General features: G+C 71.2%; 28 protein-coding genes. 14 read left to right on the top strand and 14 right to left on the bottom strand.

What is annotated here, in order from left to right; genetic code table 11:
- Positions 1-97 precede the first annotated feature (97 nt).
- The 3 genes from ACGFYU_RS28435 to ACGFYU_RS28445 all read left to right on the top strand — a co-directional run bounded on the left by ACGFYU_RS28435 (position 98) and on the right by ACGFYU_RS28445 (position 3,513).
- Positions 98-1,189 (top strand): IS630 family transposase, encoded by a 1,092-nt coding sequence (locus tag ACGFYU_RS28435; RefSeq protein WP_393830156.1) that lies wholly within the window; start codon positions 98-100, stop codon positions 1,187-1,189.
- Between the two features lie 61 nt (positions 1,190-1,250).
- Positions 1,251-2,474 carry a serine hydrolase domain-containing protein gene (locus ACGFYU_RS28440; protein ID WP_393830295.1) on the top strand — a complete coding sequence of 408 codons (1,224 nt, stop codon included), beginning with the start codon at positions 1,251-1,253 and terminating at the stop codon, positions 2,472-2,474.
- Between the two features lie 139 nt (positions 2,475-2,613).
- Positions 2,614-3,513 (top strand): alpha/beta fold hydrolase, encoded by a 900-nt coding sequence (locus ACGFYU_RS28445; protein WP_393830157.1) that lies wholly within the window; start codon positions 2,614-2,616, stop codon positions 3,511-3,513.
- Here ACGFYU_RS28445 and ACGFYU_RS28450 read toward each other — a convergent pair.
- Positions 3,491-3,685, bottom strand: a complete 195-nt coding sequence (locus ACGFYU_RS28450) for a hypothetical protein (protein ID WP_393830158.1) — start codon at positions 3,683-3,685, stop codon at positions 3,491-3,493. The genes ACGFYU_RS28445 and ACGFYU_RS28450 overlap by 23 nt on opposite strands.
- On the opposite strand from ACGFYU_RS28450, the gene ACGFYU_RS28455 reads away from it, so the two are divergent.
- Positions 3,684-3,857 (top strand): hypothetical protein, encoded by a 174-nt coding sequence (locus tag ACGFYU_RS28455; protein WP_393830159.1) that lies wholly within the window; start codon positions 3,684-3,686, stop codon positions 3,855-3,857. The genes ACGFYU_RS28450 and ACGFYU_RS28455 overlap by 2 nt on opposite strands.
- Here the strand turns inward: ACGFYU_RS28455 and ACGFYU_RS28460 are convergent.
- The gene (locus ACGFYU_RS28460; RefSeq protein ID WP_393830160.1) at positions 3,841-4,503 is read right to left on the bottom strand and encodes a TetR/AcrR family transcriptional regulator; all 663 of its coding nucleotides are present in this window, start codon (positions 4,501-4,503) and stop codon (positions 3,841-3,843) included. The genes ACGFYU_RS28455 and ACGFYU_RS28460 overlap by 17 nt on opposite strands.
- 146 nt (positions 4,504-4,649) lie before the next feature.
- Between ACGFYU_RS28460 and ACGFYU_RS28465 the strand changes: the two genes are divergently transcribed.
- On the top strand, positions 4,650-5,444 hold the full coding sequence (locus ACGFYU_RS28465) for a VOC family protein (RefSeq protein ID WP_393830161.1): 795 nt from the start codon (positions 4,650-4,652) through the stop codon (positions 5,442-5,444).
- 64 nt (positions 5,445-5,508) lie between these two features.
- Positions 5,509-5,763, top strand: coding sequence for a WhiB family transcriptional regulator (locus ACGFYU_RS28470; RefSeq protein ID WP_393830162.1), 255 nt, complete (start codon positions 5,509-5,511; stop codon positions 5,761-5,763).
- Here the strand turns inward: ACGFYU_RS28470 and ACGFYU_RS28475 are convergent, their stop codons facing one another.
- The 7 genes from ACGFYU_RS28475 to ACGFYU_RS28505 all read right to left on the bottom strand — a co-directional run bounded on the left by ACGFYU_RS28475 (position 5,764) and on the right by ACGFYU_RS28505 (position 10,753).
- Positions 5,764-6,348: a hypothetical protein gene (locus tag ACGFYU_RS28475; protein WP_393830163.1), complete on the bottom strand. Its 585-nt coding sequence runs from the start codon at positions 6,346-6,348 to the stop codon at positions 5,764-5,766.
- Positions 6,345-6,968, bottom strand: a complete 624-nt coding sequence (locus ACGFYU_RS28480; protein ID WP_393830164.1) for a hypothetical protein — start codon at positions 6,966-6,968, stop codon at positions 6,345-6,347. Before ACGFYU_RS28480 ends, ACGFYU_RS28475 begins: the two co-directional genes overlap by 4 nt.
- On the bottom strand, positions 6,965-8,089 hold the full coding sequence (locus ACGFYU_RS28485) for a hypothetical protein (RefSeq protein ID WP_393830165.1): 1,125 nt from the start codon (positions 8,087-8,089) through the stop codon (positions 6,965-6,967). Before ACGFYU_RS28485 ends, ACGFYU_RS28480 begins: the two co-directional genes overlap by 4 nt.
- Positions 8,082-8,381, bottom strand: coding sequence for a hypothetical protein (locus ACGFYU_RS28490; RefSeq protein WP_393830166.1), 300 nt, complete (start codon positions 8,379-8,381; stop codon positions 8,082-8,084). The genes ACGFYU_RS28485 and ACGFYU_RS28490 overlap by 8 nt, the downstream gene beginning before the upstream one ends.
- A gap of 72 nt (positions 8,382-8,453) precedes the next feature.
- The gene (locus ACGFYU_RS28495; RefSeq protein ID WP_393830167.1) at positions 8,454-9,425 is read right to left on the bottom strand and encodes an acyl-ACP desaturase; all 972 of its coding nucleotides are present in this window, start codon (positions 9,423-9,425) and stop codon (positions 8,454-8,456) included.
- Positions 9,426-9,635: 210 nt separating this feature from the next.
- Positions 9,636-9,872, bottom strand: coding sequence for a hypothetical protein (locus ACGFYU_RS28500; RefSeq protein WP_393830168.1), 237 nt, complete (start codon positions 9,870-9,872; stop codon positions 9,636-9,638).
- Positions 9,873-9,901: 29 nt separating this feature from the next.
- Positions 9,902-10,753 (bottom strand): helix-turn-helix domain-containing protein, encoded by an 852-nt coding sequence (locus ACGFYU_RS28505; protein ID WP_393830169.1) that lies wholly within the window; start codon positions 10,751-10,753, stop codon positions 9,902-9,904.
- Positions 10,754-10,991: 238 nt separating this feature from the next.
- On the opposite strand from ACGFYU_RS28505, the gene ACGFYU_RS28510 reads away from it, so the two are divergent.
- Positions 10,992-11,459, top strand: coding sequence for an ATP-binding protein (locus ACGFYU_RS28510; protein WP_393830170.1), 468 nt, complete (start codon positions 10,992-10,994; stop codon positions 11,457-11,459).
- A gap of 5 nt (positions 11,460-11,464) precedes the next feature.
- Here the strand turns inward: ACGFYU_RS28510 and ACGFYU_RS28515 are convergent, their stop codons facing one another.
- Positions 11,465-13,105 (bottom strand): ABC-F family ATP-binding cassette domain-containing protein, encoded by a 1,641-nt coding sequence (locus ACGFYU_RS28515; RefSeq protein WP_393830171.1) that lies wholly within the window; start codon positions 13,103-13,105, stop codon positions 11,465-11,467.
- Between the two features lie 198 nt (positions 13,106-13,303).
- The gene (locus tag ACGFYU_RS28520) at positions 13,304-13,720 is read right to left on the bottom strand and encodes an SsgA family sporulation/cell division regulator (protein WP_393830172.1); all 417 of its coding nucleotides are present in this window, start codon (positions 13,718-13,720) and stop codon (positions 13,304-13,306) included.
- Between the two features lie 306 nt (positions 13,721-14,026).
- On the opposite strand from ACGFYU_RS28520, the gene ACGFYU_RS28525 reads away from it, so the two are divergent.
- Complete coding sequence (locus ACGFYU_RS28525) at positions 14,027-15,130, top strand: WD40/YVTN/BNR-like repeat-containing protein (protein ID WP_393830173.1); 1,104 nt, start codon at positions 14,027-14,029, stop codon at positions 15,128-15,130.
- Between the two features lie 152 nt (positions 15,131-15,282).
- Here the strand turns inward: ACGFYU_RS28525 and ACGFYU_RS28530 are convergent, their stop codons facing one another.
- Positions 15,283-15,582 (bottom strand): YciI family protein, encoded by a 300-nt coding sequence (locus tag ACGFYU_RS28530; RefSeq protein ID WP_393830174.1) that lies wholly within the window; start codon positions 15,580-15,582, stop codon positions 15,283-15,285.
- Between the two features lie 26 nt (positions 15,583-15,608).
- On the opposite strand from ACGFYU_RS28530, the gene ACGFYU_RS28535 reads away from it, so the two are divergent.
- Positions 15,609-16,289: an endonuclease V gene (locus ACGFYU_RS28535; RefSeq protein WP_393830175.1), complete on the top strand. Its 681-nt coding sequence runs from the start codon at positions 15,609-15,611 to the stop codon at positions 16,287-16,289.
- A gap of 1 nt (position 16,290) precedes the next feature.
- Here the strand turns inward: ACGFYU_RS28535 and ACGFYU_RS28540 are convergent, their stop codons facing one another.
- Together ACGFYU_RS28540 and ACGFYU_RS28545 are read right to left on the bottom strand one after the other, a co-directional pair.
- On the bottom strand, positions 16,291-17,514 hold the full coding sequence (locus ACGFYU_RS28540; RefSeq protein ID WP_393830176.1) for a saccharopine dehydrogenase family protein: 1,224 nt from the start codon (positions 17,512-17,514) through the stop codon (positions 16,291-16,293).
- 160 nt (positions 17,515-17,674) lie between these two features.
- Positions 17,675-19,318 carry a hypothetical protein gene (locus ACGFYU_RS28545; protein ID WP_393830177.1) on the bottom strand — a complete coding sequence of 548 codons (1,644 nt, stop codon included), beginning with the start codon at positions 19,316-19,318 and terminating at the stop codon, positions 17,675-17,677.
- A gap of 221 nt (positions 19,319-19,539) precedes the next feature.
- Here ACGFYU_RS28545 and ACGFYU_RS28550 point away from each other — a divergent pair, with 221 nt between their 5' ends.
- The 5 genes from ACGFYU_RS28550 (at position 19,540) to ACGFYU_RS28570 (ending at position 26,373) form a co-directional block, all read left to right on the top strand.
- On the top strand, positions 19,540-20,670 hold the full coding sequence (locus tag ACGFYU_RS28550; RefSeq protein ID WP_393830178.1) for a CaiB/BaiF CoA transferase family protein: 1,131 nt from the start codon (positions 19,540-19,542) through the stop codon (positions 20,668-20,670).
- Positions 20,670-21,695 (top strand): LLM class F420-dependent oxidoreductase, encoded by a 1,026-nt coding sequence (locus ACGFYU_RS28555; RefSeq protein ID WP_393830179.1) that lies wholly within the window; start codon positions 20,670-20,672, stop codon positions 21,693-21,695. Before ACGFYU_RS28550 ends, ACGFYU_RS28555 begins: the two co-directional genes overlap by 1 nt.
- Before the next feature lie 11 nt (positions 21,696-21,706).
- Entirely contained in the window at positions 21,707-22,849 is a 1,143-nt protein-coding gene (locus tag ACGFYU_RS28560; protein WP_393830180.1) for an acyl-CoA dehydrogenase family protein, read from the top strand.
- Positions 22,850-22,883: 34 nt separating this feature from the next.
- Entirely contained in the window at positions 22,884-24,098 is a 1,215-nt protein-coding gene (locus ACGFYU_RS28565) for an acetyl-CoA C-acetyltransferase (protein ID WP_393830181.1), read from the top strand.
- A 103-nt stretch (positions 24,099-24,201) separates the two neighbouring features.
- On the top strand, positions 24,202-26,373 hold the full coding sequence (locus ACGFYU_RS28570; RefSeq protein WP_393830182.1) for a 3-hydroxyacyl-CoA dehydrogenase NAD-binding domain-containing protein: 2,172 nt from the start codon (positions 24,202-24,204) through the stop codon (positions 26,371-26,373).
- Positions 26,374-26,377 lie beyond the last annotated feature (4 nt).

A 26,377-nucleotide genomic window follows, 5' to 3' on the forward strand; every position in this document is an offset into this window, starting at 1 on the left:
TCAAGGAGTATTCACCCACAGCCGATGCACGCGGGAGCACCAGGACGGCGCACATCCCAGCCAAGATCAGCTACACCACTCCACGGGACACCATCCTGTGGGTGTGGGTGACAGCAGGCTGGAGCCGCTGGTGCTGAGTGAGGCCGAGCGGCAGGTGTTGAGCAACTGGGTCAAGCGCCGGACGACCGCGCAGGGTCTGGCCCTGCGGGCGAGAATCGTGCTGGCGTGTGCGGAAGGCGGTCCCAACCTGGCGGTCGCGGCCCGGCTGGGGGTGAACCGGGGCACCGTCGCCAAGTGGCGTGCGAGGTTCCTGCGCGACCGGCTCGATGGACTCGCCGACGAGCCCAGGCCCGGGGTGCCCCGGACCATCACCGACGCCCAGGTCGAAGAGGTCGTGGTCCGCACCCTGGAGGAAACACCTCCGGGCGGCACGCACTGGTCCAAGCGGGAGCTGGCCAAGGCCGTGGGGATCTCCCCGGCGAGCGTGCTGCGGATCTGGCACGCCTTCGGCCTCCAGCCCTGGCGGACCGAGACCTTCAAGGTCTCCCCGGACCCGTTCCTCATCGACAAGATCCGCGACGTCGTCGGCCTCTACCTGGCCCCGCCGACGAACGCGGTCGTGTTCGCGGTGGACGAGAAACCGCAGATCCAGGCCCTGGAGCGGACCGCCCCGGTGCTGCCCATGGTGCCCGGGGTTCCCGAACGGCGGAGTTTCGACTACGTCCGGCACGGCACCGTCGACCTGTTCGCCGCCCTGAACACCGCGACGGGCAAGGTGATCACCAAGCTGTCCGCCCGGCACCGGGCGGAGGACTTCCGGGACTTCCTCGACGAGATCGACCGCCAGACCGACAAGGGCCTGGCAGTCCACGTGATCTGCGACAACCTCTCCACCCACAAGGCACCCGTGGTGCACAGGTGGCTGCTCGCGCACCCCCGCTTCCAGCTCCACTTCACCCCCACCTACTCATCGTGGATCAACCAGGTCGAACGGTGGTTCGCCGAGCTGGAACGGCGCTGCCTGGCCCGAGGCGTGTTCTGCTCCCTCGACGACCTCAAGACCGCACTCGAGAACTGGATCAAGGTCTGGAACGACGACGCCCGGCCCTTCAAGTGGACCAAGACCGCCGACCAGATCCTCGACCGCATCTGCCGTTACTGCTCACGCATCTCCGAACCAGATCACTAGGCTGATTCCGGCGCCTTTGTCCCCGCAGGACGGGAGGCATGTCGTGAGTTCGACGCACACCATGCTGCGCAGGAGCTGCGCGGCGGTCGCAGCCGCGGGCCTGCTCCTCACCCCGGCCCTCGCGGGTCCCGCGTACGGAACGACGGCTGCCCGGGCACAGACCGCCCTGGCCGCCCCCGTCCCACCCTCCCCGGAGGGCAGCTCGGCATTCGCACGGCTGACACCCGCCGTCGCCGCACAACTGGACGCCGCCGTACAGCAGGTGCTGCGCGAGGCACGGGTGCCGGGTGTGACGGTCGGGCTGTGGGCCCCGGACAAGGGCAGCTACGTCAAGACCTTCGGGGTCGCGGACAAGGCCACCGGCGCGCCCATGCGGACCGATTTCCACATCCGCATCGGCAGCGAGACGAAGACCTTCACCGTGACCGCGCTCCTCCGGCTGGTCGACCAGGGCAGGATCGGCCTGGACGACCCGATCGGCAAGTACGTCACCGGCGTTCCGAACGGGGACCGCATCACGCTGCGCCAACTCGCCGGGATGCGCAGCGGACTGTTCAACTACTCCGAGGACGAGGACTTCACCAAGGCGCTCTTCGCCCACCCCACGAAGCCCTTCACGCCTCAGCAGTTGCTCGACTACTCCTTCAAGCACCCGGTGCGGTTCGCGCCGGACGCGCAGTGGGAGTACTCCAACACCAACCTGGTTCTGCTCGGTCTGGTGGTGGAGAAAATAACCGGCCGACCGCTCCACGAGGTCATCGAACAGGACGTCCTGAAGCCGGCCGGCCTACGGCAGACCCTCTTCCCGACCGGGGCGGAATTCCCCGCACCGCACGCACAGGGCTACACCGAACAGACGGCCTCGGGCAAGATCGAGAACGCGACCGACTGGAACCCCTCCTGGGCCTGGGCCGCGGTAGCGATGATCTCCGACCTGCAGGACCTGCGCAGTTGGGCGCGCACACTCGCCACCGGCACGCTGCTGACCCCGGCGACCCAGGCCGAGCGCCTCAAGACCACTTCGATCGGCATTCCCGGCGCCGGATACGGGCTGGGCATCTTCAACGTCCAGGGCTGGATCGGCCACAACGGCTCACTGCCCGGGTACGAGACGCTGACCGTCTACCTGCCGCAGGCGCAGGCGACCATGGTGGTCCTCCTCAACACCGATGTCCTGAGCGAAGGCCAGGAGCCCAGCGCCCTCTTCGGCAAGGCGATCACCAGCATCGTCACTCCCGACCACATCTACCCCGGCCACAAGCCGACGTCCCCGAAACCCGGCTGAACCCGCTCCCCTCCCCGTCCGGGGCAGGCACTCCCTACAAAACAACACGAACGATCGTGCTAATATCTCCTCATCATCCTGCCGGCGCCGGCAGGCCACAACGGCCAGCGGCCATCTGAGGAGATCCGGAGAACCGGGCATGCATCCCACGGCTTCACTCCTGAGCACGACCCTCAACCTCACCGCCCGGCTCGCCCCGGGCCTGGCCGGACCCCGCGTCTTCGCGTGGTTCGTCCGGCCCCTCGGCCGCGTCCGGCTCCGCCCCGACGAGGCGGAGGTGATGGGGCGGGCCCGGACCGGACGGCTGACCGTGCGCGGCATACCCGTCACCACCTACCAGTGGGGCGACGGCGAACGGCCCGTCCTGCTGGTGCACGGCTGGACCTCGCGCGCCTCGCGGTTCAGCGGCTTCGTCGAGCCCCTCCGGGCCAAGGGGTACACGGTGATCGCCTTCGACGCCCCCGGCCACGGGGAGTCCGGCGGCCGGGCCTCCACGATGCTCGACTACCGGGACATCCTGCGGCAACTGCACACGGAGCACGGTGACTTCTCCGCTGTCGTGGCCCACTCGATCGGCGTGCTCGCCTCCCTCTTCATGCTGCGGGAGGCCGACGGCATCCGGGCCGACCGGTTCGTCGGCATCGGGGGCATCGCCGACTTCGGCTACCTCATGGACCGGTTCCGGGCCGGACTGCGCCTGCGCGAACCCGCCATGCGCGCCCTGCGCGACCACGTCGAACACCGCCTCTTCGCCGGCGAACCCGACATCTGGCGGCGCCTCGACGCCGGCCACCGCCCCGTCCACGGGCAGATGCCGGTCCTCCTGCTCCACGACACGGACGACGACGTCGCGGTTCCCGCCCAGTCCCGCGCGATCGCCGCGGCGTACGGCTCCCGGGCCCGCCTGATCGAGACCAGCGGCCTGGGGCACCGGCGCATCCTCTCCGACCCGGAAGTCATCGCGGCAGCGACCGAGTTCGCCACGCCAACCGCGCCCCCCGAGGCATCGCCGACGGCTACCCCGGCGGCGTCCCGATGACCCACCCCGGCCAGTAGGCCACCGACACCGCACCCGGCGCCATGGCCACCCCGGGCACCGACCCCAGGGCCGAGACCTCCCCGAGCACCGCCCCCGGGGCCACGGCCTCCTCCCGCACCGCCCCTGGGGCCACGGCCTCCACGGGCCCGGTCGCGGGCACGGGGCTGCTCATGACGGCCCGTCAACTCGGCGGCGCACTTGGCGTCGCGGCCACCGCAGCGCTGCTGACCGGCGCCGGCGACCACTGGCGCGCGGTCTTCCTGCTGGCGGCGCTCGCCGCACTGGGCGCGGCGGTCGCAGGCTGCTCGATGCGCGTACGGAGCGGGGTCAGGAAGGGGAGTTGACGGCGGGCGGCCGTTCCGGGAGTTCCTCCGGGGCGGCCGCCACCGCCCGCAGCCGGTCGAGGATGCCTCGGCCGGCCCTCTCGTATGCCACGGAGTCGTCGTGCAGGACGGAATGCGCGTTGGCCAGCTCCATCAGGGCGATCACCTCGAAGGCGAGCTGCGGCAGGTCCGCCGCGTCGACCCCGTCCCGGAGGGCGCCCGCGAGCCGTGCCTCGTCCAGGACCCGTTCGATGTAGCGCGTCCAGTCGCCGCGCACCTTGGCGACCTCGTCGCGGATGGGGCCGGGGCGCGCGTCGAACTCCGCGGAGACGGAGTAGAAGAAGCAGCCGCCGGGGAAGATGCGGCGACAGGAGTAGTCGAGCCAGCGCTCGCACACCTTCCACACCTTGGCGATGCCGGGGGGATCCTGGCGTACGGGCCGGACCACCTGCTCGACGAACAGGTCCACGGCGGCGCGGACGGTGGCGAGCTGAAGGTCCTCCTTGGAGCCGAAGAGCGCGAACACACCGCTCTTGCTCAGGCCCAGCTCCGCGGAGATCTTCCCCAGGGACAGGCCTTCGAGGCCGTCCACGGAGGCGATGCTCATGGTCCGGTCGAGAACGGTCCGTCGGGTCTGGTTCCCGCGTTCCACGCGTCCGTCTGCCATATCACCATCTTACCGAACGCACGGTCGTGCACTCTGTGGGCGGGCGCCGGGCCGCTGTCAGTGGGGAATGCCATGCTCAAAGAGGAGCAGGAGAGAAGGAGAGGACAGCGGACAGCGGTCAGAACAGCAGGGAAGGAGTGCGGACCATGCTCACCACGGACTACAAGGACGGCTCCCCGAACTGGGTGGACGTCGGCGCACCGGACATCGACGGCGCCGCCGGGTTCTACGGGGGACTGTTCGGCTGGGACTTCCTGGCGGGCGGCGAGGAGGTCGGCGGGTACGGGATGTTCCACCTCGGCGGCAAGACGGTCGCCGGCGGCATGACCGTCACGGCGGAGCAGGGCCCCGCGGCCTGGACGGTGTACTTCCAGACCTCCGACGCGGACGCCACGGCCGCGGCCGTGACCAAGGCGGGCGGGACGGTGCTGTTCGAGCCGATGGACGTCATGGACTTCGGCCGCATGGCGATATTCGCCGACCCGGCGGGAGTGGGCTTCGGGGTGTGGCAGCCCCGGGAGAACAAGGGCCTGGGAGCGGTGACGGAGGTCGGCTCGTTGTGCTGGGCGGAGCTGTACACGGGCGATGTGGCGGCGGCGGCCTCCTTCTACGGCGCGGTCTTCGGCTGGGAGATCGGCGAGATGCCGTTCGAGGGCGGCACGTACACGATGGTCCGACCGGCCGGGACGACCGACGAGGCGGCCTTCGGCGGCCTGGTCCCCATCTCGGCGGATCCGGTGGAGGACACCGAACGGCCCTACTGGACCCCGTACTTCGAGGTCGCCGACTGCGACGCGACGGCGGCGAAGGCGGAGGAGTCGGGCGGCAAGGTCCGGTTGACGCCGGTCTTCATGGAGGGAGTCGGCCGCTTCGCCAAGCTGGCGGATCCCTTCGGGGCACGGTTCGCGGTCATAGCCAGCGCTCCCCCGACGGGAGCGTGACACGCTGCGGATCATTGATCAGGCGTTGATCGGACGTCCATCGGCGGCGGTCAGTATCTCCGGCATGTCGATGAACACCACTGCCACAGAAACCGCCACCGCCACCGCCTGGTACGACCTCGCCCTGTGCGCCCAGACGGGCCCGGGCTTCTTCTTCCCGGAGCCGGGCTCGTCACTGCGGGACGCGAAGAGGGTGTGCGGGGCGTGCGAGGGGCGGGCGGCGTGCCTGGAGTACGCGCTGGCGAACGACGAACGCTTCGGCGTCTGGGGCGGCCTCTCGGAATCCGAACGCCACGCCCTCCGCCCCACCCACCGCTGATCAGGTCCATGTGCCCTTGCCGTTCGAGCGCACCAGCCCCGCTCGACGGGCTAGTCCGTCGTCTCCGTCCGCTTCGGTCCATGCCCCTCGGGGCGTGTTGTCCGGCAGCAACCGAACGAGGTTTTGTCCGCCCATAGTTGAGGCGACACCGCCGTATCGGGGATCCCCCGCGAACCAGAGCCTCGGGCCGTCGTCGTCCTGCGCGGTGGTCAGCTGGATCGGGAAGGGGAACATGCGAAAGGTCGCAGTGCATTCGTCCGTGAAGCGGACGGCGATGAGCGACGGGCTCTGGGGAACGTGCCGACCCTGCAACTCGCGCCAGGGGTATGCCTGAAGCACGGTTGCGACGCGTCGCCGGAACATCTGGGCGAAGACCACCAGAGGTAGGAACGGGATGGTGAGGATGGCGGCAGAGGTGAGGACCCCTCGTGCCTGCAAGAGCAGACCGGACCACGTGCACACCCCGGCGATCACTGCAGGAGCAAGCATCGCGCCCAGCCAGACGGTCCGGCGCAGGGCCAGTCGCTTGTAGGCGGCAGCGGTGGGAGGGTGATCCCACGCAACCTTGCCGAGCTGGACTGTCACAGCAGTACCTCCAGGATGCGTGAGGGCCTTGTTGCATCGGGGGGACTGCTGGGCTCGGGGTCGGAGAAGCTGACTGTATGGGCCACGGCTTCCAGGATGCTGGTGTAGTCATCCGCGTGCCGAGTCGCCCCGCTGGTCAGGTCCATGATGAGGACATGGCGTCCTTGCGAATCCGACGTGGCGATTCTGGCTTGAAACAGACGGTCTCCCGTCTCGGGCGAGGAAATGAATCCGGCAACGAGGAAGCACGGGAGCGATGTGCGCAGTTCGATCGTCCTGCGTGTCGAGTTGTTCCAGAGCGGTGACCGGGCGATCGCCAGTGCTGTTCGCGAGACGGAAACCCGAGGGTTGGCGTGCTCGGCCTGCCGGATGGTCAGGGAGAACAGCGAAGTCGACACGCCCACGACGCCGTCCGGGTGAAGGCCGATCGCCGTGTGCACGACACCGTGCGCGGGAAGCGTCTCCATCTTGTCCATGAGTTGGGCGATGTCTTGCCGGGCCTCCGGGCTGCCCAGGGCAGTGGCAACGAGGTCCAACGCGTAACGGTCGCTCGGGCTGATGTCGTGGAAGCCCGGCGGAAGGCGGAACCAGATCGGTGGTACGGCTTCGCTGTTCATCATGGCCTCATCGCCGCCCAGGCGTTGGCCGCCTTTGCCCCGGCGGACGGAGCGTCGTCCAAGACGCCGCGGGCGCCGTCGGCAGCGGTTGAGGCCTGTTCGATCGAGTCGCTGTCCGACAGGTAGCCGCCCACGCCTGTTAGGCCACCGGCCACCGGTGCGACCAGGCCCACGGCTTTCCTCGTCGTAGGGTCTGTCGTCCGCACGGCCCACGTGATCAGCGGGTTTTCGACTTCCTGGACGGCGAGACCGGTCGACCAGGTCGTGCTGCGGAAGGCCCCCGCCCCGGCGCTCAGGCCTGAGAGGGCGCTGGCCTCAGGGGCGGCGACCATGGCCGCGCGGGCTGCCGCTGTGCCGGCCTTCGCGCCCGAGGCGACCGCCGCGAGGCCCGGGACTGCCCCCGCGGTGTCGCCCAGCAGGGTCACGCTGCTCTTCCAGAAGTCCGCGTCGAACTCACCCTTCGTGAAGCCGTCCGTCAGGGGTTTGCGGAACTTCGGGTCGGCGAGATGCGTCGTGAGGGCCGCCAGGGACAGGCCACCGGCGACCAGACCGATCGCCAGGCCCGCCGGCGGACAGAGCAGAGCTGCACCCGCGGCAACGGCGCCCAGAACCGCCGACGCGTTGGACAGGGCGTCGCCCGGGTCGTCGGCGATTTTGTGCCAGGTCGCGGCCAGGAGGCCCGGTTCCTTTGGGGTCAGGCGGTCCGACGCCGAGTCCAGGGTGTGGGCGACCCGGCGGGCAGCGGCACCGTGTTCGGCGGCCAGTTCGCGGGCCAGGCGGCGGGCGTCCGCCAGGGACTCCTCCGTTGTGGCCGCGGCGGCCTCGGCGGCGTAGCGGGCCGCCAGCGCGCGGTGCGCGACCAGCGTGTCGTGCCACTCCGTGAGCCGGCGCGCGGCCTCCGCCACAGAGGCGTGGGCCGAGCCCAGGTAGCGGGGCAGGTCCTGCGAGAGGGAGGCGCGGAAGGCGGTGGCGGCCTCGCCCTGCCAGGCAGAGCTGTGGGAGGCCAGCGCCTTCACGACGCGCGAGGCCTCGCCCAGGGAGGCCGCCGAGGCCGTGAGTTTCCTGGTCAGGGCCAGGACCGCCGCCGGGTTCCCGGGCGCGGGGTCGAAGCCCAGGTCACCCATGGGCCGCCGCCTGGCGGAACGCGGCGCGGATGGCCTCCTCCAGCTCCGCGAACTCCGCGGCGCTGCGGTCCACGCCCTCCCGCACCGTCTTGACCCGCTTCGTCAGCTCCCGAGTGCCGTAGGCCCAGCGGTCCTGGAACGCGTCGCACGCCCGGTCGAGCTCCGCCGTGCCCAGCTGGTCGGCCCGTACCCGGTCCAGCGCCCGCCTGGCCTCCCGTAAGGAGACCAGCGAGGAGTCCAGGGCGCGGGTCAAGCGGGTCAGCTGGTCGATGTCCACCCGGAGCGAGGTCATGACGCGAAACCCTGGCAGAGCACGGCTCTGCCAGGGCAATCGGCGTCACTCGCCAGAGCGAGCAAAAACAGGTCAGCCCTTGCGGGCCGCCATGCGGGCCGCGCGGGCGGCGAGGCGCTCGTCGAACTTCTTGGCCTCGGCGTCGAGGCCGTTCATGAACAGACCGAGCTCGTCCTGGGCCTGCTGGCCGTCCGGGCCGAGGTCGGCGATCTCCATGACCTTGAGGAACCGGAGCACCGGGGCGAGCACGTCGTCGTGGTGGATCCGCAGGTTGTAGACCCCGCCGATCGCCATCTGCGCGGCCATCCGCTCGAAACCGGGCATGCCGTGTCCGGGCATCCGGAAGTTGACCACGACGTCCCGCACGGCCTGCATCGTCAGGTCGGGGGCGATCTCGAAGGCCGCGCCCAGCAGGTTGCGGTAGAAGATCATGTGCAGGTTCTCGTCCGCCGCGATACGGGCCAGCATGCGGTCGCAGACCGGGTCACCGGACTGGTGGCCGGTGTTGCGGTGCGAGATGCGGGTGGCGAGCTCCTGGAAGGCCACGTACGCCACGGAGTGCAGCATCGAGTGGCGGTTGTCGGACTCGAAACCCTCCGACATGTGCTGCATGCGGAACGCTTCCAGCTTGTCCGGGTCCACGGCGCGCGAGGCCAGCAGGTAGTCGCGCATCACGATGCCGTGGCGGCCCTCCTCGGCCGTCCAGCGGTGCACCCAGGTGCCCCAGGCGCCGTTGCGGCCGAAGAGCGTCGCGATCTCGTGGTGGTAGCTGGGGAGGTTGTCCTCGGTCAGCAGGTTCACGACGAGGGCGATCTTGCCGATCTCGGTGACCTTGGACTGGTCGGGCTGCCAGGCCTCGCCGTCCTCGAAGAAGCCCGGGAAGTTCCGGCCGTCGCTCCACGGGACGTACTCGTGGGGCATCCAGTCCTTCTGGACCTTCAGGTGGCGGTTGAGCTCCTTCTCGACCACCTCTTCCAGCGCGTACAGCAGCTTGGCGTCGGTCCACGCCTCCGAGCTGCCGAGGTGGGGAGAGGTGATCGTCACGGGTACTCCTGGGTGCAAAGCGAATTACCTACGGTTCCGTAGCCTACGGAGTCGTAGGTTAAGCGCGACATCAAGACGAGGCCAAGCCCCTGCCGTGCCTATGTCCGGTTACATCCAGTTATCTGTGCAGTCTGCGGGGGGTGTGGGAGGGAAGCGGAAGGGGGAATGTGCCCCGAGGGTGGACTCTCGTCGGGCGCCGCCGGGCCATCGTCACGCCAGGAGGTGATCCGCCGCTCCGGCCTTGACGGCGGAGATCAGAGCCCGGAGGGCGTCGATGGAGTCGGTGACGTAGGCCGCGGACTCCGTCGTTCCGATGTACGCCATCCCCTCGGCGTCACGGCCGAAGCGGAAGCAGTTGGCTCCCTCGCTGCAGAAAGCCTCGTCCCAGGCGATATCGGTCGCGGTGGTCTCGGTCGTGGTCGTGGTCGTGGCTGTGGTCGTGCTCATGTTGTCTCTCGTCTCCTCGTGGGATCCGGTCAGAGGCCCTGTGCGATGGCGTGGATGAAATCGCGGGAGGCGGCGGCCGGCAGTGCCAGCGAGCGCAGCCGCTCCAGCAGCCCCCGGTACCGCAGCAGCTTCATGTGCGAGTCCAGCAGCATCGAGCCGTGCGAGCTGTCCAGCTGCACGGTGTCCAGCTGGCTTGTCGCGGCCACGGCGTACGTGAAGGACTGCCCGGCGCCCGGGAACCCGCCCGCGGTGAACGGGATGACCAGTACCGTCGTACGGGGCCGCTCCGACTGCTCCGCTATGTGCTCGAGCTGCGCCCGCGCCACCTTCGGCCCGCCGAACTGCATCCGCAGCGCGGCCTCGTGCACCACCACCTCGTACAGCGGCGGCCGCTCCCGCGCGAACACCTGCTGGCGGCTCATCCGCAGGGCGAGCCGCGCCTGCAGGTCCGGCTGCGGCAGCGGCGGGTCGGCGGTGTCGAAGACCGCCTGCGCGTGCGCCTCGGTCTGGAGCAGGCCGGGTATGTGCGTGGTGACCGCGGTGTGCAGGGCGACCGAGTGGTGCTCCAGCTCGCAGATGTCGAGCAGCGCGGGCGGCAGCATCCCCCGGTGCTGCTCCCACCACCCCTTGTCCCGCTCCTGCGCCATCGACGCGAGCAGCTCCACGAGCCCCGTGTCGGGGCAGTCGTAGTTGAAGGCGAGCGTGCGGACACGCTCGGCGCTGATCCCGATCCGGCCGGATTCGATGTTCGGGATACGGGTGCGGTCGACCCCCAGGAGAGCCGCCGCCTGCTGGACCGTCATCCCGGACTGCTCGCGAAGTCTGCGCAGCTCGGAGCCGAGGCGCTGCTGCCGCGCGGTGGGCGTACTCCTGGGTGGCACGGTTCCCCCTTCCTCGGTCCGGGGCGGGCGTGCGTGCCCGTACCCGTCCGGAAATGACATGAGAAATCAGCAGGTGGTCGTACAAGTAGTAGCACTGTGCACCGGGTTACGCTACGGTCGGTAGTGCAAGTCTCACACGGGGCGACCTCCTGGTCCCGTATGACCACTCCACGACCACCCGGTCTTTGATCACACTGCTGTCGATCACACCGATCACACCCATCCTTGGAGCAGCACGATGACGGGCACCCTCCGTGGCCTGCGGCCGCCGGTCCACGAGCTTCGGCAGCCCCCGCCGCCCGGGGCGGAGAAGCTGAACTACTCGATAGGCCTGCCCGGCGGCGCCCACTGCGCGGGCAGTGCCCGCTCCGTCGTCCGGTCCCTGCTCACCCGGCACGGCCTGGCGGACCTCTGTGACACGGCGGCCCTCGCCGCCTCCGAACTCGTCGCGTGCGCACACCGGTTCACGCCCGACAAGGAGATGATGCTGAAGATCCGCTGGCAGTTCGACGCGCTGCGGATCGTCGTCTACGACCAGCACCCGGCGCACTCCTCGCCCGAGGCGAGCGAGGAGTGCCGGCGCCGGCGCAGCCGCGGGATGTGGCTGCTCGCCGCGGCCGTCGAGGCCTGTGGCGGGGACTGGGGGCTCACCCCCGTCCTGACCCCCCTGGGGGGAACCAAGTCGTGGGCGTTACTGCCCCATTAGCCCGATCACCCGTGCCACAGCGTCTCCCGGACCTCCTCGGCCGTGGTCGGCCTCAGTTCGCCGTCCAGCAGCAGCCACCGTGTGATGCCGATCGACTCGAGGAACGGCACGTCATGGCTCGCCACCACGAGCGCGCCCTCGTAGGCGTCGAGCGCGTCCGTCAACTGCCGCACGCTCGCCAGATCCAGATTGTTCGTCGGCTCGTCCAGCATCAGCAGCTGCGGAGCGGGCTCCGCCAGCAGCAGCGCCGCCAGCGCCGCCCGGAATCGCTCGCCGCCCGACAGGGTGCCGGCCGGCCGGTCCGCGCGGGCGCCCCGGAACAGGAAGTGCGCGAGCCGCGCCCGGATCACGTTGTTCGTGGCCTGCGGGACGAACCGCGCCACGTTCTCCACCACCGAACGGCTCTCGTCGAGCACGTCCAGCCGCTGCGGCAGGTACCGCGCGGCCACGTGCGTGACCGTCGATCCCGACTCCGGCTCGACCAGCCCCGCGATCGTGCGGAGCAGCGTGGTCTTGCCCGAGCCGTTGCGGCCCACCAGTGCGATCCGCTCCGGACCGCGCAGCTCCCACTCGCCCGGTACGCGCGCCCCGTGGGCCAGGCGCAGATCGCTCAGGGTCAGGACCTGCCGCCCCGGCGGGACCTGGGTGGCCGGCAGTTCGATCCGGATGGCGTCGTCGTCGCGGACCGCCTCCACCGCCTGGTCCAGCCGTTCCTTCGCCTGCGCCAGCTTCTCGGTGTGCATGATGCGGTGCTTGCCGGCCGATTCCTGCGCCGCGCGCTTGCGGGCGCCCATCACGATCTTCGGCTCGCGCTTGTTCTCGTACATCTTCTGGCCGTACCGCTTGCGCCGCGCCAATTTGACCTGCGCGTCCATCAGTTCGCGCTTCTGGCGCTGCACGTCGGCCTCCGCGACCCGGACCATCCGCTCGGCCGCCTCCTGCTCGGTGGCGAGCAACTCCTCGTAGTCCGTGAAGTTGCCGCCGTACCAGCGGACTTCGCCGTCGCGCAGATCGGCGATCTGGTCGACCCGCTCCAGCAGCTCCCGGTCGTGGCTGACCAGGACCATCACGCCGGTCCAGGACTCGACCGCCGCGTACAGGCGGCCCCGGGCCCGCAGGTCGAGGTTGTTGGTGGGCTCGTCCAGGAGCAGGACGTCGGGGCGTGCGAGCAGCAGGGCGGCCAGCCGCAGCAGGACGCCCTCACCTCCCGACACCTCGCCGACGGTACGGTCCAGCCCGATGCGGGCGAGCCCGAGCTGGTCGAGCGTGGCCAGGGCCCGTTCCTCGACGTCCCAGTCGTCGCCGACGGCGGCGAAGTTCGCCTCGGTGGCCTCGCCCGCCTCGATGGCGTGCAGGGCGGCGCGGACGGTGTGGATGCCGAGGGCCTCGTCCACGCGCAGCGCGGTGTCGAGGGTGAGGTTCTGCGGGAGGTACCCGACGGTTCCGGCGGTGGACAACTGGCCATCGGAAGGGGTCAGTTCACCGGAGATCAGTTTCAGCAGGGTGGATTTCCCGCAGCCGTTGAGTCCGATCAGGCCGGTGCGGCCGGGGCCGACGGCGAGTTGGAACCCCTCGAAGACGGGGGTGCCGTCGGGCCAGTCGAAGGACAGTTCGGAGCAGGTGACGTAAGCAGGGGGATGACTCATGGAGGCCTCCAGGTTGCGTGAGTGGTGCGTGCAACGCGGGGAGACAGCCGAGCCTGCGATCGGTGAGTGGTCAGGGATCGGTGGTCGGTGTCTCGGACCTCAGAAGAGCAACGTCCTGCTCCGTTCGACGGGGATGTGGCATCGACGAAGCTACGGGCGGCCGGAGCCGCCCGCAAACGAATTACGGACCGGCGGTGTTCAGCGGGTGTCGCGCATCAGCTCGGCCAGGCTGTGGTCCATGTCGAGGTAGAGGTGCTCCAGGCCGGGCGGGACCACGGTCGAGGCCCGCTCCAGGAACCGGTGCAGCTCGGCCGTCACCATGAGCACGACCGCCACGCCCTCCGGCGCGTGGAACTCGATCGTGGTCCGGTCGGCGTCGTACGGGCGCACGCGCACGTCGCCCCAGCCCGACGGGCGGTCGAGCCCGGACTCCAGCAGCTCGCGTGCGAAGGTCCAGGAGACCTCGATGCCCTCCAGCGTGGCCGGGGCGGGGAACGCCATCCGCACGGCGAACGGATCCGCCCGGTCGTAGCAGAGGGTGACGGGAACGGTCTCGACCTTCGGCGCGGTGGCGACCAGACGGGCCTGTACGGCCTGCTCGATGACAGTGATCAAGGCTCACTCCCTTGCGGCGGATCTGCTGCCGGGCTGGGGGGTGGAACCCGGCAACCCGATAGACGCCGGAATCGGCAAATCCGTGCAGGGGGGCTGACGTGAGCTGTGTCACGAATTGGCTGGAATCCACCTGTGTGATCGCACAGAGTGACCGGCGGGGGAGGTGTGGCGGACGGCGGGCCGGTCGGTTCCACCGGTTCCGCAGGGCTGCAAAAGGGCTGGTTACCGCTCACTCCACAGGCCCAACGCACCCTCCGGGGGACGCACCCTGGACGGGGAATCGGGGGTGCGTTAGCTTCCGGCGCCATGAGACTTCTGGGAATCGGAGTGGGCCTGTGCGCGGCGGCGCTGGCGGTGGGGCTGTCGGCCGCACCCGCCCGGGCCGGGGGAGAGTTACCGGACCTGCGCGGCGGGGGCGGGGGTGGCGCCGGCGCGGGCTGGGCGCTGAAGGACACCGGCAAGGACGCGCGGTTCCGCGGGCTGGCGGCGGTCAGCCGGAGCACGGCCTGGGTGGCCGGCTCCAAGGGGACGGTGCTGCGCACGGTGGACGGCGGGCGCAGCTGGCAGGACGTCTCGCCGCCCGCCGCAGTCGCCGAGGGGCTGGAGCTGCGCGATGTGGAGGCCTTCGACGCGCGCCGCGCCGTCGCCCTCTCCATCGGCGAGGGCGAGGCCTCCAGGGTGCTGCGCACCGAGGACGGCGGCGCCACCTGGACCGAGACCTTCCGCAATCCCGACCCCCGCGCCTTCTACGACTGCCTCACCTTCTTCGACTCCCGGCACGGCCTGGCGATGAGCGACCCGGTGGACGGGAAGTTCCGCATCCTGTCCACGGACGACGGGGGCCGCAGCTGGCGGGTCCTGCCGGCCGACGGCATGCCGGCCGCGCTGCCCGGCGAGGCCGGTTTCGCGGCGAGCGGCCAGTGCCTGGTGGCCGCCGGCCCGCGCGACGTCTGGCTGGCCACGGGCGGCGGGGCCACCGCGCGCGTGCTGCACTCCGCCGACCGCGGCCTGACCTGGCGGGCCGCCGAGTCCACCGTCCCGGCCGGGGACCCGGCGCGCGGGGTCTTCGCCCTCGCCTTCCGCGACCGTACGAGGGGCCTCGCGGTCGGCGGCGACTACCGCACCGGGCAGGCCTCCCCGCAGGCCGCGGCCCTGTCCTCCGACGGCGGCCGCACGTGGAGCCGGGCGGCCACCCCGCCGCCGGCCTACCGGTCGGGCGCGGCCTGGTACCCGTACGGCGGCGCCGCCGCCCTCGCGGTGGGCCCGACGGGCACGGACGTGACCCTCGACGGGGGCCGCACCTGGCGGAGCCTGGACGCGGGCTCGTTCGACACGGTCGACTGCGCTCCGGACGCGGGTTGCTGGGCGGCGGGCGAGAAGGGCCGGGTGGCCCGGCTGGAGCGCCGCTGATCAACGCGCGAGGGGCGCGGGGGTGATCCGGTCCATGCCCGGTCCGTCCACCGGGGGCCGGGCAGGTGGCACGTGATCCAGGCCCTCGGCGGCGGGAGCAGAATGAGGATCGGGCCGGGAGCGTGAGCCCCCGGCCCCGGCCCCCGGTCGGACTAGAGCGCCGGGTTCTCCCGGACCGTCGACAGGTCCGCCGAGGTCTTCGTGGCCATGAACTCCGTGATGCGGTAGGCGCAGACCCCCGCCACCGTGAAGGGGTCCTCGGCCGCGATCTTCTCGATCTCCGCGCGGGAGACCCCGCCGGCCAGGATCATCCCGCCGTCGCGCGGGACCTTGCGCCCCGACGCGAGGAAGACGCCCGCGGCGTAATAGCCGTCCAGCCAGGCGATGTGGGCGTCCATCTGTTCTTCGACGGCTTCGACGGGCGCGGTGTACGTGAGCTCCATGACGAACATGATCGCCAGGCTACTCTCGCACCATCATGACGAGTGTGAAGACCCCCGCCGACGAGGCCGAGGCCCGGGCGATACAGGACGAACTACGCCATCGGCTCGTGTTCACCGAGCCCGGCCCGCCACCCGGCCGCGGACTGGTCGCGGGAGTCGACGTGGCCTACGACGACGAGCGCGACCTGGTCGCCGCCGCGGCCGTGGTGCTCGATGCCGCCACCCTGGAGGTCGTCGAGGAGGCCACCGCCGTCGGGCACGTCAGCTTCCCCTACGTGCCCGGGCTGCTCGCCTTCCGCGAACTGCCCACCGTACTGGCCGCCCTCGACTCCCTCACCGCCGTGCCCGGCCTCGTCGTCTGCGACGGCTACGGGCTCGCCCACCCCCGCGGCTTCGGGCTCGCCTGCCACCTCGGTGTGGTCACCGGCATCCCGGCCATCGGGGTCGCGAAGAACCCCTTCACCTTCACGTACCAGGAACCGGGCGCCCGGCGCGGCGACGCGGCCCCGCTGCTCGCGGCCGACGGCACCGAGGTCGGCCGGGCACTGCGGACCCGGGACGGTGTCAAGCCGGTCTACGTCTCCGTCGGCAACCGCGTCTCGCTCGACAACGCCTGCGCCCACACCCTCGCCCTCAGCCCCCGCTTCCGCATCCCGGAGACGACCAGGCACGCCGACTCCCTGTGCCGCCGCGCCCTGCGCGAAGCCGTCGGGTGAATCAGCCCGCGTCCCGTACGTCCACCACGCGGAAGGTGATCCCCGCCTTCCGCAGGCGGTCGATCAGCGCGTCCCCCATCGCCACGGCCGTCGTCAGCTGTCCGGCCGCCTCCGGCAGGGCGTCGTAGGCCAGGCAGAGCGCCGACTCCGCCAGCATCTTCGCCGTCTCCCCGTACCCCGGGTCGCCGCCCGACACCTCCGTGAACACGCGGCGGCCGCCGCCCTCGCCCACGAACCGCACCGTGAACCAGCTGCGCGCCCGCCGCTCCGCGTCCGGCCCCTGCCCCGCCTCCCAGCGGTCCATCAGCCACCGCCGGGCCGGCGGGACCTGGGCCAGGGCCACCGTCGCGCCCACCGCCGCCGCGCCGCCTACCGCGAAGGGCAGGTGCTTGACCGAGGCGTAGTGCCGGTAGCGGAAGTCGGGGCCGTACCGCTCCAGGGCGGCCGCCGACCGGGCCACGATCGCCGGGTCCAGTACGGGCAGCGGCAGCGCCCACGTGCCGGTCTCCCGGCTGAACCGCGGCGCCCCCACCGGCCCGCGAGCCCGCCGCCCCAGCAGCCGGGGCTCGTGCAGTCGGCGGGCGTGCGCGGCCGCGAGGGTCTGTGGGCCGCGGCTGACCGCGGTCAGCGCGGAGGCCAGCGTGCCGCCGGAGAAGAGCGCGTTGGACCGCAGGAACCCGTCGACGCGCAGCGGCACCCCCTCCGGGAGCTGCCCCACGGTGAAGTACGCCCCCAGGTCGGCCGGGATCGAGTCGAAGCCGCAGGCGTGCACGATCCGCGCCCCGGTCTCCCGGGCCCGCGCGTCGTGCTCCACGTACATCCGGTCCACGAACTCGGGCTCCCCGGTGAGGTCCACGTAGTCCGTGCCCGTCGCCGCGCAGGCGGCGACCAGCTCCGTGCCGTACCAGACGTACGGTCCCACGGTCGTGGCCAGGACCCGTGTGGAGGCGGCCAGTTCGCGCACCGCCGCCGGGTCGGAGGCGTCCGCCCGCAGCAGATCCAGCCCCGCGCAGGCCGGATCGAGCGCGGCCAGCCGCTCGCGCAGCCGCTCCAGCTTGGCCAGGTCCCGCCCGGCCAGGGCCCACCGGCAGCCCGCGGGAGCGTGCGCGGCCAGGTACTCGGCGGTCAGCGCGCCCACGAACCCGGTCGCCCCGAACAGCACGACGTCGTAGGGCCGTTCCGGATGGTCCTGCCGGACCTGTGAGCTGCGAACCCGTGCGTCCATGACCGCTCCTCCCAGCTGGTGTCGGTGGCTGAGGCTAGCGCGGACCCGCGGTGCCCGTGCGGGCAGGTGGCCCGGAGCGGAGGGGAACGGGCGGCGCCCCGGAGCCGGACCGCTGAGGTCCGTCCCCGGGGCGCCGTGTCGTGCGGGTCCTGCCGGTGGATCAGTTCGTGGCGTAGAAGGCGAAGGTGTCGACGACCAGGTCGGTGGACTGGTAGCCCATGTTCCAGAAGTCGACGATGTGGTTGACGCCGCCGCTCGCCTGAACCAGGTTCGGGACGGTCTTGCCCGGGGTCCAGTTGAGGTTGGAGGAGTTCGGCGGGGTCGGCCAGCTCTGCCACTTGCCCTGGTAGGCCTCCCAGGAGTTGGGGTCCGGGGAGACGGTGAGGAAGCCGGTGCCGGCGGTGTTGGTGACGGTGGCGTTGAGGACGAGGGCGCTGACGTTCGGGTCGCCGCCGAGGACCCGGCCGTAGATGTAGCCGCGTCCGTCGAGCGGGTTGTTCCACTCGCGGGTGTCGAACCAGCGCCTGGGGGTCATGCGGATGAGCGCGCCCTGGCTGTCCGGGCTGTAGTAGCCGACGACGTCGACGACCACGTGGGCCCCGGCCCCGCCGCCGTTCCGGACGCTGATCTTGCCGTCCGGGCCGATCGGGACGATGACCGAGTTGGCGATGGTCTGGCCCGTCGTGAAGTTCAGGTTCGACGAGGTCGGGGCCTGGCCGCCGGAGGGGTAGACGGTCAGGTGACCGGCCGCCCCCGGCTCGGTGACGGTCACGTTGAGCGCTACGGCCTTCGCCGTCGACGGGACGCCCGCGCGGCCGTGGATCTGGGTGCTGAAGCTGCCGAAGCCCGGGACCGCGCCCTTGCCCGTGCCGAGGCCCTCACGGGTGTCGACGACGCGGCTCGGGTCGAGCGGGGTGTAGCCGCTGGCCGGGGTCTTGGTGAAGTAGCCCGTGACGTCCGCGATGAGGTCGATCGCCCCGTCGCCGTGGTTGTAGATGTCCACGTAGCCGTTGTCGCCGATCGACGCGATCACCAGGTTCGGGACGGTCTGTCCCGGGGCGTAGTTGACGTTCGAGGTGGTCGGCTGGTCCTCGTCGTCGGCGTAGACGCGGACGTGTCCGGCCTTGGTGGGGTTGGTGACCGTGACGTTCAGGGCCACCGCGGTCGCGCCGACCGGGATCTGCGCGGCGCCCGCGATCTTGACGCGGGTCACTCCGAAGGCGGGCACCTTGGCCTTGGCCGCGCCGATGCCCTCGCGGGTGTCGAGCAGACGGGTCGGGGCGTGCGGGGTGAAGTCGTTGCCCGGGGTCCGGAAGACGACCTCGTTCGTGCCCCGGAGGGTGGTGCCTTCGAACAGGCTGACCTTGATCGTGTAGGTACCGGCATGCGCGTAGGTGTGGTTCTGGGCCTGGACGCCCGAGCCGGGCGTCGACAAGGTCTGGCCGTCGCCCCACTCGATGACCGCGCTGATCGCGGCTTCCGGGTCCTTGGTGAAGGTCAGGTCCAGCTGGACCGCGTGGGCGCTCATGGCCTTGGCCACGAGGTCGACCGTCGGATCGACGGACGCGGAGCCCTCGGCCTGCGGAGCGGCCTGCTTGCCCTTGGCGGCCGGGTGGACCGTCTTGGACGCCGGGCTGGAGAAGGTCTCCTCGCCGTACGCCTTGGCCTTGGCCTTGGTCAGGTCGAGGTCGGGAACGGAGACCCCCTGGTTGCCCGTCCCCTTGGCCCCGTCCGGGCCCGTCGCGCTGGCGACACCCGGGACGAGACCGACGCCGGCCGCGACGATGGCGGCGGCGGAAAACATGAGTCGGCGATTGCGCACCGGCCCCCCCATTTTTCGTTTTTGAACATGCTCAGGTTTGAAGCTCGATCAGATTACATGGCCACCGACCCGCCCGCGAGGGGTTTGATCGCCGGATTCGCCGAGCTCGGCCCGGGGGGTTGTGCTCGGTGGAACACGTTCCTAGCATCACTGGTGTTACATCAGTTGTGTCACATGGTGGTCCTACCGACGCTGGGGGCTCGATGGCAGTGACAGGGAACGGCCCGCTGGCCGGGGTGCGCGTCGTCGAACTGGCGGGCATCGGCCCCGGCCCGTTCGCCGCCATGCTCCTCGCCGACCTGGGCGCGGACGTCGTACGGGTGGACCGGCCCGGGGGCGGCGGGCTCGCGGTCAATCCGGCGTATGACGTCACCAACCGCAACAAACGTTCCGTACTGGTCGACCTCAAGGCCGCCGAGGGCCCCGCCCGGGTGCTCGACCTGGTCGAGCGGGCCGACATCCTCATCGAGGGCTTCCGCCCCGGGGTCGCCGAGCGGCTCGGCGTCGGCCCGGCCGACTGCCACGCGCGCAATCCGCGGCTGGTCTACGGACGCATGACCGGCTGGGGCCAGGAGGGCCCCCTCGCGCACACCGCCGGGCACGACATCGCCTACATCGCCCTCACCGGGGCCCTCGGCATGATCGGCAACCCGGGCGAGCCCCCCGCCGTGCCCGCCAACCTCGTCGGCGACTACGCGGGCGGCTCCCTCTACCTCGTCATCGGCGTCCTCGCCGCCCTCCAGCACGCCCGCACCCCCGGCGGCGCCGGCCAGGTCGTCGACGCGGCCATCGTCGACGGGACCGCCCACCTCACCGCGATGATCCACGGAATGATGACGGCCGGCGGCTGGCAGGACCGGCGCGGGGCCAACCTCCTCGACGGCGGCTGCCCCTTCTACGGCACCTACGAGACCTCCGACGGCCAGTACATGGCGGTCGGGGCGCTGGAGCAGCAGTTCTACGACACCTTCGTGGAGCTCCTCGGCATCAAGGACGAGGCCCCGGCCCGCAAGGACCTCGCCCGCTGGGGCGAACTCCGCGAGGCCGTCGCCGCCCGCTTCAAGTCCCGTACGCGCGAGGAGTGGACGGCGGTCTTCGAGGGCACCGACGCCTGCGTGGCGCCCGTGCTCTCGCTGCGCGAGGCCCCGCACCACCCCCACCTCGCCGCCCGCGGCACCTTCACCGACTTCGGCGGGATCACCCAGCCCGCCCCCGCGCCGCGCTTCTCCGCGACCCCGGTGGCCGTGACCTCCGGCCCCGCCCAGCCCGGGGCGGACACCGCGTCCGTCGCCGCCGACTGGGGCGTGCCGGCCCTGCTCGGGAAGGAGGGCTGATGGAACTGTCGATGATGCTCGACTATGCCGGAGACCCGCGCCGGGCCGCCGACCAGGCCGCGGCGCTGGAATCGGCCGGGCTCGACGCCGTGTGGGTCGCCGAGGCCTGGGGCTTCGACTCCCCGACGATCATGGGCTACCTCGCGGCCCGCACCGAGCGGATGAGGATCGGCTCGGCCATCCTCAACGTCTACTCGCGCACCCCCGGCCTCATCGCCCAGACCGCCGCCGGCCTGGACGCGGTCTCCGGCGGCCGCGCGCTGCTCGGCCTCGGCGCCTCCGGCCCGCAGGTGGTGGAGGGCTGGCACGGGAAGCCGTACGACAGACCGCTCGGCCGCACCCGCGAGACCGTCGAGTTGTGCCGCCGCATCTGGCGCCGCGAGACGATCGACCACCACGGCATCACCGACATGCCGCTGCCGCCCGAGAAGGGCGGCCGGCACGGCAAGCCGCTGAAGATCCTGACCCGGCCGGTCCGCGACGCCGTCCCCGTGTACATCGCCTCGCTCGGCCCGGCCAACGTACGGCTGACCGCCGAGATCGCCGACGGCTGGCTGCCGACCCTCTTCATCCCCGAGAAGGCCCACGCGGTGTGGGGGAGCGCCCTCGCCGAAGGCGCGGCCAAGAGGCCGGCGGAGCTCGGCCCGCTGCAGACCGTGGCGGGCGGCCTGCTCGCCATCGGCGAGGACGCGGCCGCCGTACGGGACCTCGCGCGCCCGCAGATCGCCCTGTACGTGGGCGGCATGGGCGCGGTCGGCAAGAACTTCTACAACGACCTCGCCGTGGCCTACGGCTACGAGGAGGAAGCCCGCAGGATCCAGGAGCTGTACCTCGCCGGCCGCAAGCGCGACGCCGCGGCCGCCGTCCCGGACGAATTCTGCGAGCTGATGACGCTGTGCGGGCCCGAGGGCTACGTACGCGAGCGTGTCGAGGCCTTCCGCGAGGCGGGCGTCACCATGCTCAACGTCACGCCCGTCGGCGCCGACCCGGCCCGGCTGATCGAAACCGTCAAGAACTGGCTTTAGGGAGCCGACCGATGAAGCGCCAGATCTTCGACGCCGACCACGAGGCGTTCCGCGAGACCGTCCGCACCTTCCTGAACAAGGAGGTGCTGCCGCACTACGAGCAGTGGGAGAAGGACGGCATCGTCAGCCGCGAGGCCTGGCGGGCCGCCGGCCGGCAGGGGCTGCTCGGCCTCGCGGTCCCGGAGGAGTACGGGGGCGGCGGGAACACCGACTTCCGCTACGCCGCCGTGATCGCCGAGGAGTTCACCCGGGCCGGGGCCGCCGGCCTCGCCATCGGCCTGCACAACGACATCATCGGCCCCTACCTGACCTCGCTCGCCACCGAGGAGCAGAAGCGCCGCTGGCTGCCCGGATTCTGCTCCGGGGAGACCGTCACCGCCATCGCGATGACCGAGCCCGGCGCGGGCTCCGACCTCCAGGGGATCCGCAGCACCGCGGAGGACCGCGGGGACCACTGGGTGCTCAACGGCTCCAAGACCTTCATCTCCAACGGCATCCTCGCCGACCTGGTGATCGTCGTCGCGAAGACCACGCCCGAGGGCGGCGCACACGGCCTGTCGCTGCTGGTCGTCGAGCGCGGCACGGAGGGTTTCGAGCGCGGCCGCAACCTCGACAAGATCGGCCAGAAGGCCCAGGACACCGCCGAGCTGTTCTTCCACGACGTACGCGTCCCCAAGGAGAACCTGCTCGGCGAGCTGAACGGCGCCTTCGTCCACCTGATGACCAACCTGGCGCAGGAGCGGATGGGCATCGCGATGGCCGGCATCGCCGCCGCCGAGTACCTTCTGGAGATCACCACCCAGTACGTCAAGGAGCGGGAGGCCTTCGGCCGGCCGCTCTCCAAGCTCCAGCACATCCGCTTCGAGATCGCCGAGATGGCCACCGAGTGCGCGGTCACCCGCACCTTCCTCGACCGCTGCATCACCGACCACTCCAACGGCGAACTGGACCACGTCCACGCCTCGATGGCCAAGTGGTGGGCCACCGAACTCCAGAAGCGTGTCGCCGACCGCTGCCTGCAACTGCACGGCGGGTACGGATACATGACCGAATACCGGGTCGCGCGGGCCTTCACCGACGGCCGCATCCAGACCATCTACGGCGGCACGACCGAGATCATGAAAGAGATCATCGGCCGCTCCCTCCTCGGCTAACGACCGCACCGGACCTCCCCGAAAGGCTTGACCAGTGAGCACCGAAGCTTACGTATACGACGCGATCCGCACCCCGCGCGGCCGCGGCAAGGCCAACGGCGCCCTGCACGGCACCAAGCCGATCGACCTGGTCGTCGGCCTCATCCACGCCCTGCGCGAGCGCAACCCCGGCCTGGACCCCGCCGCCATCGACGACATCGTGCTCGGCGTCGTCGGCCCGGTGGGCGACCAGGGCTCCGATATCGCCCGGATCGCGGCCATCGCGGCCGGGCTGCCGGACACCGTGGCCGGCGTCCAGGAGAACCGCTTCTGCGCGTCGGGCCTGGAGGCCGTCAACCTGGCGGCCGCCAAGGTGCGTTCCGGCTGGGAGGACCTGGTCCTCGCGGGCGGCGTCGAGTCCATGTCCCGCGTCCCCATGGCCTCCGACGGCGGCGCCTGGTTCGCCGACCCGATGACCAACTGGGACACCGGCTTCGTACCGCAGGGCATCGGCGCCGACCTCATCGCCACCATCGAGGGATTCTCCCGGCGCGACGTGGACGAGTACGCCGCCCTCTCCCAGGAGCGGGCCGCCACCGCCATCAAGGAGGGCCGCTTCGCGAAGTCCGTGGTCCCGGTCACCGACCGCAACGGCCTGGTCGTCCTGGACCACGAGGAGTTCGTCCGCCCCGGCACGACGGCCGACACCCTCGCCAAGCTCAAGCCCTCCTTCGCCGACATCGGCGACCTCGGCGGCTTCGACGCCGTCGCCCTGCAGAAGTACCACTGGATCGAGAAGATCGACCACGTCCACCACGCGGGCAACTCCTCCGGCATCGTCGACGGCTCCGCGCTCGTCGCCATCGGCTCCCGCGAGGCCGGTGAGCGGGGCGGCCTGACGCCGCGCGCCCGGATCGTCTCGGCGGCCGTCTCCGGCTCCGAGCCCACCATCATGCTCACCGGCCCCGCCCCCGCCACCCGCAAGGCCCTCGCCAAGGCCGGCCTGACCATCGACGACATCGACCTCATCGAGATGAACGAGGCCTTCGCCGGCGTCGTCCTGCGCTTCGTCAAGGACATGGGCGTCTCCCTGGACAAGGTCAACGTCAACGGCGGCGCCATCGCGCTCGGCCACCCGCTCGGCGCCACCGGCGCGATGCTGCTCGGCACCGTAGTCGACGAACTGGAGCGCCAGGACAAGCGCTACGGGCTCGTCACCCTCTGCGTCGGCGGCGGCATGGGCGTCGCCACCATCGTCGAACGCCTCTAGCCGTGCGGCGCCGCGCAGGCCCGACTGCCGCGCAGCGCCCGAGCCGGGACACCCCGGCCCCCTTCCGGCCCTGCTGAACCAGACTTCCACGGAGACCCACCCCATGACCGAGACCCGCACCATTCGCTGGGAACAGGACGAGACCGGCGTCGTCACCCTTGTCCTCGACGACCCCGGCCAGTCCGCCAACACGATGAACCAGGCCTTCAAGGACTCCATCGCGGCCATCGCCGACCGCGCCGAGGCCGAGAAGGACTCCATCCGGGGCATCATCTACACCTCCGCCAAGAAGACCTTCTTCGCCGGCGGCGACCTCAAGGACATGATCCGGCTCCGCCCCGAGGACGCCGGTCTCGCCTTCGACACCGGCACCGCCATCAAGCGCTCGCTGCGCCGCATCGAGACCCTCGGCAAGCCCGTGGTCGCCGCCATCAACGGCGCCGCCCTGGGCGGCGGTTACGAGATCTGCCTCGCCTCCCACCACCGCGTCGCCCTCGACGCGCCCGGCTCCAAGATCGGCCTGCCCGAGGTCACCCTCGGCCTGCTCCCGGCCGGCGGCGGTGTCACCCGTACCGTACGGCTGATGGGCATCGCCGACGCGCTGCTCAAGGTGCTGCTGCAGGGGACCCAGTACAACCCGAAGCGCGCCCTGGAGAACGGCCTGGTCCACGAACTGGCCGCCACCCCCGAGGAGATGCTCGCCAAGGCCCGCGCCTTCATCGACGCGCACCCCGAGTCGCAGCAGCCCTGGGACGTCCCAGGCTACCGGATCCCCGGCGGCACCCCGGCGAACCCCAAGTTCGCCGCCAACCTCCCGGCCTTCCCCGCGAACCTGAAGAAGCAGCTGAACGGCGCGCCGTACCCGGCTCCGCGCAACATCCTGGCCTGCGCCGTCGAGGGCTCCCAGGTGGACTTCGAGACCGCGCTGACCATCGAGGCCCGCTACTTCACCGAGCTGGTCACCGGCCAGACCGCCAAGAACATGATCCAGGCGTTCTTCTTCGACCTCCAGGCCGTCAACGCGGGCCGCAGCCGCCCCCAGGGCGTCGAGCCGCGCACGGTCCGCAAGGTCGCCGTCCTGGGGGCGGGCATGATGGGCGCGGGCATCGCCTACTCCTGCGCCCGCGCGGGCATCGAGGTGGTCCTCAAGGACGTCTCCGCCGAAGCCGCCGCCAAGGGCAAGGCGTACTCGCAGAAGCTGCTCGACAAGGCCGTCTCCCGCGGCCGCAGCACCGAGGCCCAGCGCGACGAGCTGCTCGCCCGGATCACGCCCACCGCCGAGGCTGCCGACCTGGCGGGCTGCGACGCCGTCATCGAGGCCGTCTTCGAGGACACCGCCCTCAAGCACAAGGTGTTCCAGGAGATCCAGGACGTCATCGCGCCCGACGCGCTGCTCTGCTCCAACACCTCCACCCTGCCGATCTCCGGGCTCGCGGAGGGCGTGAAGCGGCCCGCCGACTTCATCGGGCTGCACTTCTTCTCGCCCGTCGACAAGATGCCGCTGGTCGAGATCATCAAGGGCGAGCAGACCGGCGACGAGGCCATCGCCCGCGCCTTCGACCTGGTCCGCCAGATCAACAAGACCCCGATCGTGGTCAACGACTCGCGCGGATTCTTCACCTCGCGCGTCATCGGCCAGTTCATCAACGAGGGCGTGGCCATGGTCGGCGAGGGCATCGAGCCCGCCTCCATCGAGCAGGCCGCCGCCCAGGCCGGGTACCCGGCGAAGGTGCTCTCCCTGATGGACGAGCTGACCCTCACCCTCCCGCGCAAGATCCGCAACGAGACGCGCAAGGCCTTCGAAGCCGAGGGCCGGGCGTGGGCCGAGCACCCGGCCGACCGGGTCATCGACCGCATGGTCGACGAGTTCGGCCGCCCCGGCCGCAGCGGCGGGGCCGGCTTCTACGAGTACGACGAGGCCGGCAAGCGCTCGCGCATCTGGCCCGGCCTGCGCGAGCACTTCGCCAAGCCGGACGCCGAGATCCCGTTCGCCGACATGAAGGAGCGGATGCTCTTCTCCGAGGCGCTGGACACCGTCCGCTGCCTGGACGAGGGCGTGCTGACCTCGATCGCCGACGCCAACATCGGCTCCATCATGGGCATCGGCTTCCCGGCCTGGACCGGCGGTGTGATCCAGTACATCAACGGCTACGAGGGCGGCCTGCCCGGCTTCGTCGCCCGCGCCCGCGAGCTCGCCGACGCGTACGGGGAGCGCTTCACCCCGCCCGCCTCCCTGGTGGAGAAGGCCGAGCGGGGCGAGACCTACAGCGACTGACCCG

Source organism: Streptomyces sp. NPDC048337, from assembly GCF_043201175.1.
In the GTDB taxonomy this organism is placed as follows: Bacteria; Actinomycetota; Actinomycetes; order Streptomycetales; family Streptomycetaceae; genus Streptomyces.

Excerpts from the sequence above, each read along its gene's own strand:
- ACGFYU_RS28525 (WP_393830173.1), top strand. The coding sequence starts at position 14,027 with ATGAGACTTCTGGGAATCGGAGTGGGCCTGTGCGCGGCGGCGCTGGCG.
- ACGFYU_RS28450 (WP_393830158.1), bottom strand. The coding sequence starts at position 3,685 with ATGAGCAGCCCCGTGCCCGCGACCGGGCCCGTGGAGGCCGTGGCCCCA.
- ACGFYU_RS28550 (WP_393830178.1), top strand. The coding sequence starts at position 19,540 with ATGGCAGTGACAGGGAACGGCCCGCTGGCCGGGGTGCGCGTCGTCGAA.
- ACGFYU_RS28570 (WP_393830182.1), top strand. The coding sequence starts at position 24,202 with ATGACCGAGACCCGCACCATTCGCTGGGAACAGGACGAGACCGGCGTC.
- ACGFYU_RS28535 (WP_393830175.1), top strand. The coding sequence starts at position 15,609 with ATGACGAGTGTGAAGACCCCCGCCGACGAGGCCGAGGCCCGGGCGATA.
- ACGFYU_RS28560 (WP_393830180.1), top strand. The coding sequence starts at position 21,707 with ATGAAGCGCCAGATCTTCGACGCCGACCACGAGGCGTTCCGCGAGACC.
- ACGFYU_RS28510 (WP_393830170.1), top strand. The coding sequence starts at position 10,992 with ATGACGGGCACCCTCCGTGGCCTGCGGCCGCCGGTCCACGAGCTTCGG.
- ACGFYU_RS28470 (WP_393830162.1), top strand. The coding sequence starts at position 5,509 with ATGTCGATGAACACCACTGCCACAGAAACCGCCACCGCCACCGCCTGG.
- ACGFYU_RS28555 (WP_393830179.1), top strand. The coding sequence starts at position 20,670 with ATGGAACTGTCGATGATGCTCGACTATGCCGGAGACCCGCGCCGGGCC.
- ACGFYU_RS28485 (WP_393830165.1), bottom strand. The coding sequence starts at position 8,089 with ATGGGTGACCTGGGCTTCGACCCCGCGCCCGGGAACCCGGCGGCGGTC.
- ACGFYU_RS28465 (WP_393830161.1), top strand. The coding sequence starts at position 4,650 with ATGCTCACCACGGACTACAAGGACGGCTCCCCGAACTGGGTGGACGTC.
- ACGFYU_RS28480 (WP_393830164.1), bottom strand. The coding sequence starts at position 6,968 with ATGATGAACAGCGAAGCCGTACCACCGATCTGGTTCCGCCTTCCGCCG.
- ACGFYU_RS28445 (WP_393830157.1), top strand. The coding sequence starts at position 2,614 with ATGCATCCCACGGCTTCACTCCTGAGCACGACCCTCAACCTCACCGCC.
- ACGFYU_RS28440 (WP_393830295.1), top strand. The coding sequence starts at position 1,251 with ATGCTGCGCAGGAGCTGCGCGGCGGTCGCAGCCGCGGGCCTGCTCCTC.
- ACGFYU_RS28455 (WP_393830159.1), top strand. The coding sequence starts at position 3,684 with ATGACGGCCCGTCAACTCGGCGGCGCACTTGGCGTCGCGGCCACCGCA.
- ACGFYU_RS28540 (WP_393830176.1), bottom strand. The coding sequence starts at position 17,514 with ATGGACGCACGGGTTCGCAGCTCACAGGTCCGGCAGGACCATCCGGAA.
- ACGFYU_RS28490 (WP_393830166.1), bottom strand. The coding sequence starts at position 8,381 with ATGACCTCGCTCCGGGTGGACATCGACCAGCTGACCCGCTTGACCCGC.
- ACGFYU_RS28515 (WP_393830171.1), bottom strand. The coding sequence starts at position 13,105 with ATGAGTCATCCCCCTGCTTACGTCACCTGCTCCGAACTGTCCTTCGAC.
- ACGFYU_RS28460 (WP_393830160.1), bottom strand. The coding sequence starts at position 4,503 with ATGGCAGACGGACGCGTGGAACGCGGGAACCAGACCCGACGGACCGTT.
- ACGFYU_RS28530 (WP_393830174.1), bottom strand. The coding sequence starts at position 15,582 with ATGTTCGTCATGGAGCTCACGTACACCGCGCCCGTCGAAGCCGTCGAA.
- ACGFYU_RS28500 (WP_393830168.1), bottom strand. The coding sequence starts at position 9,872 with ATGAGCACGACCACAGCCACGACCACGACCACGACCGAGACCACCGCG.
- ACGFYU_RS28545 (WP_393830177.1), bottom strand. The coding sequence starts at position 19,318 with ATGTTTTCCGCCGCCGCCATCGTCGCGGCCGGCGTCGGTCTCGTCCCG.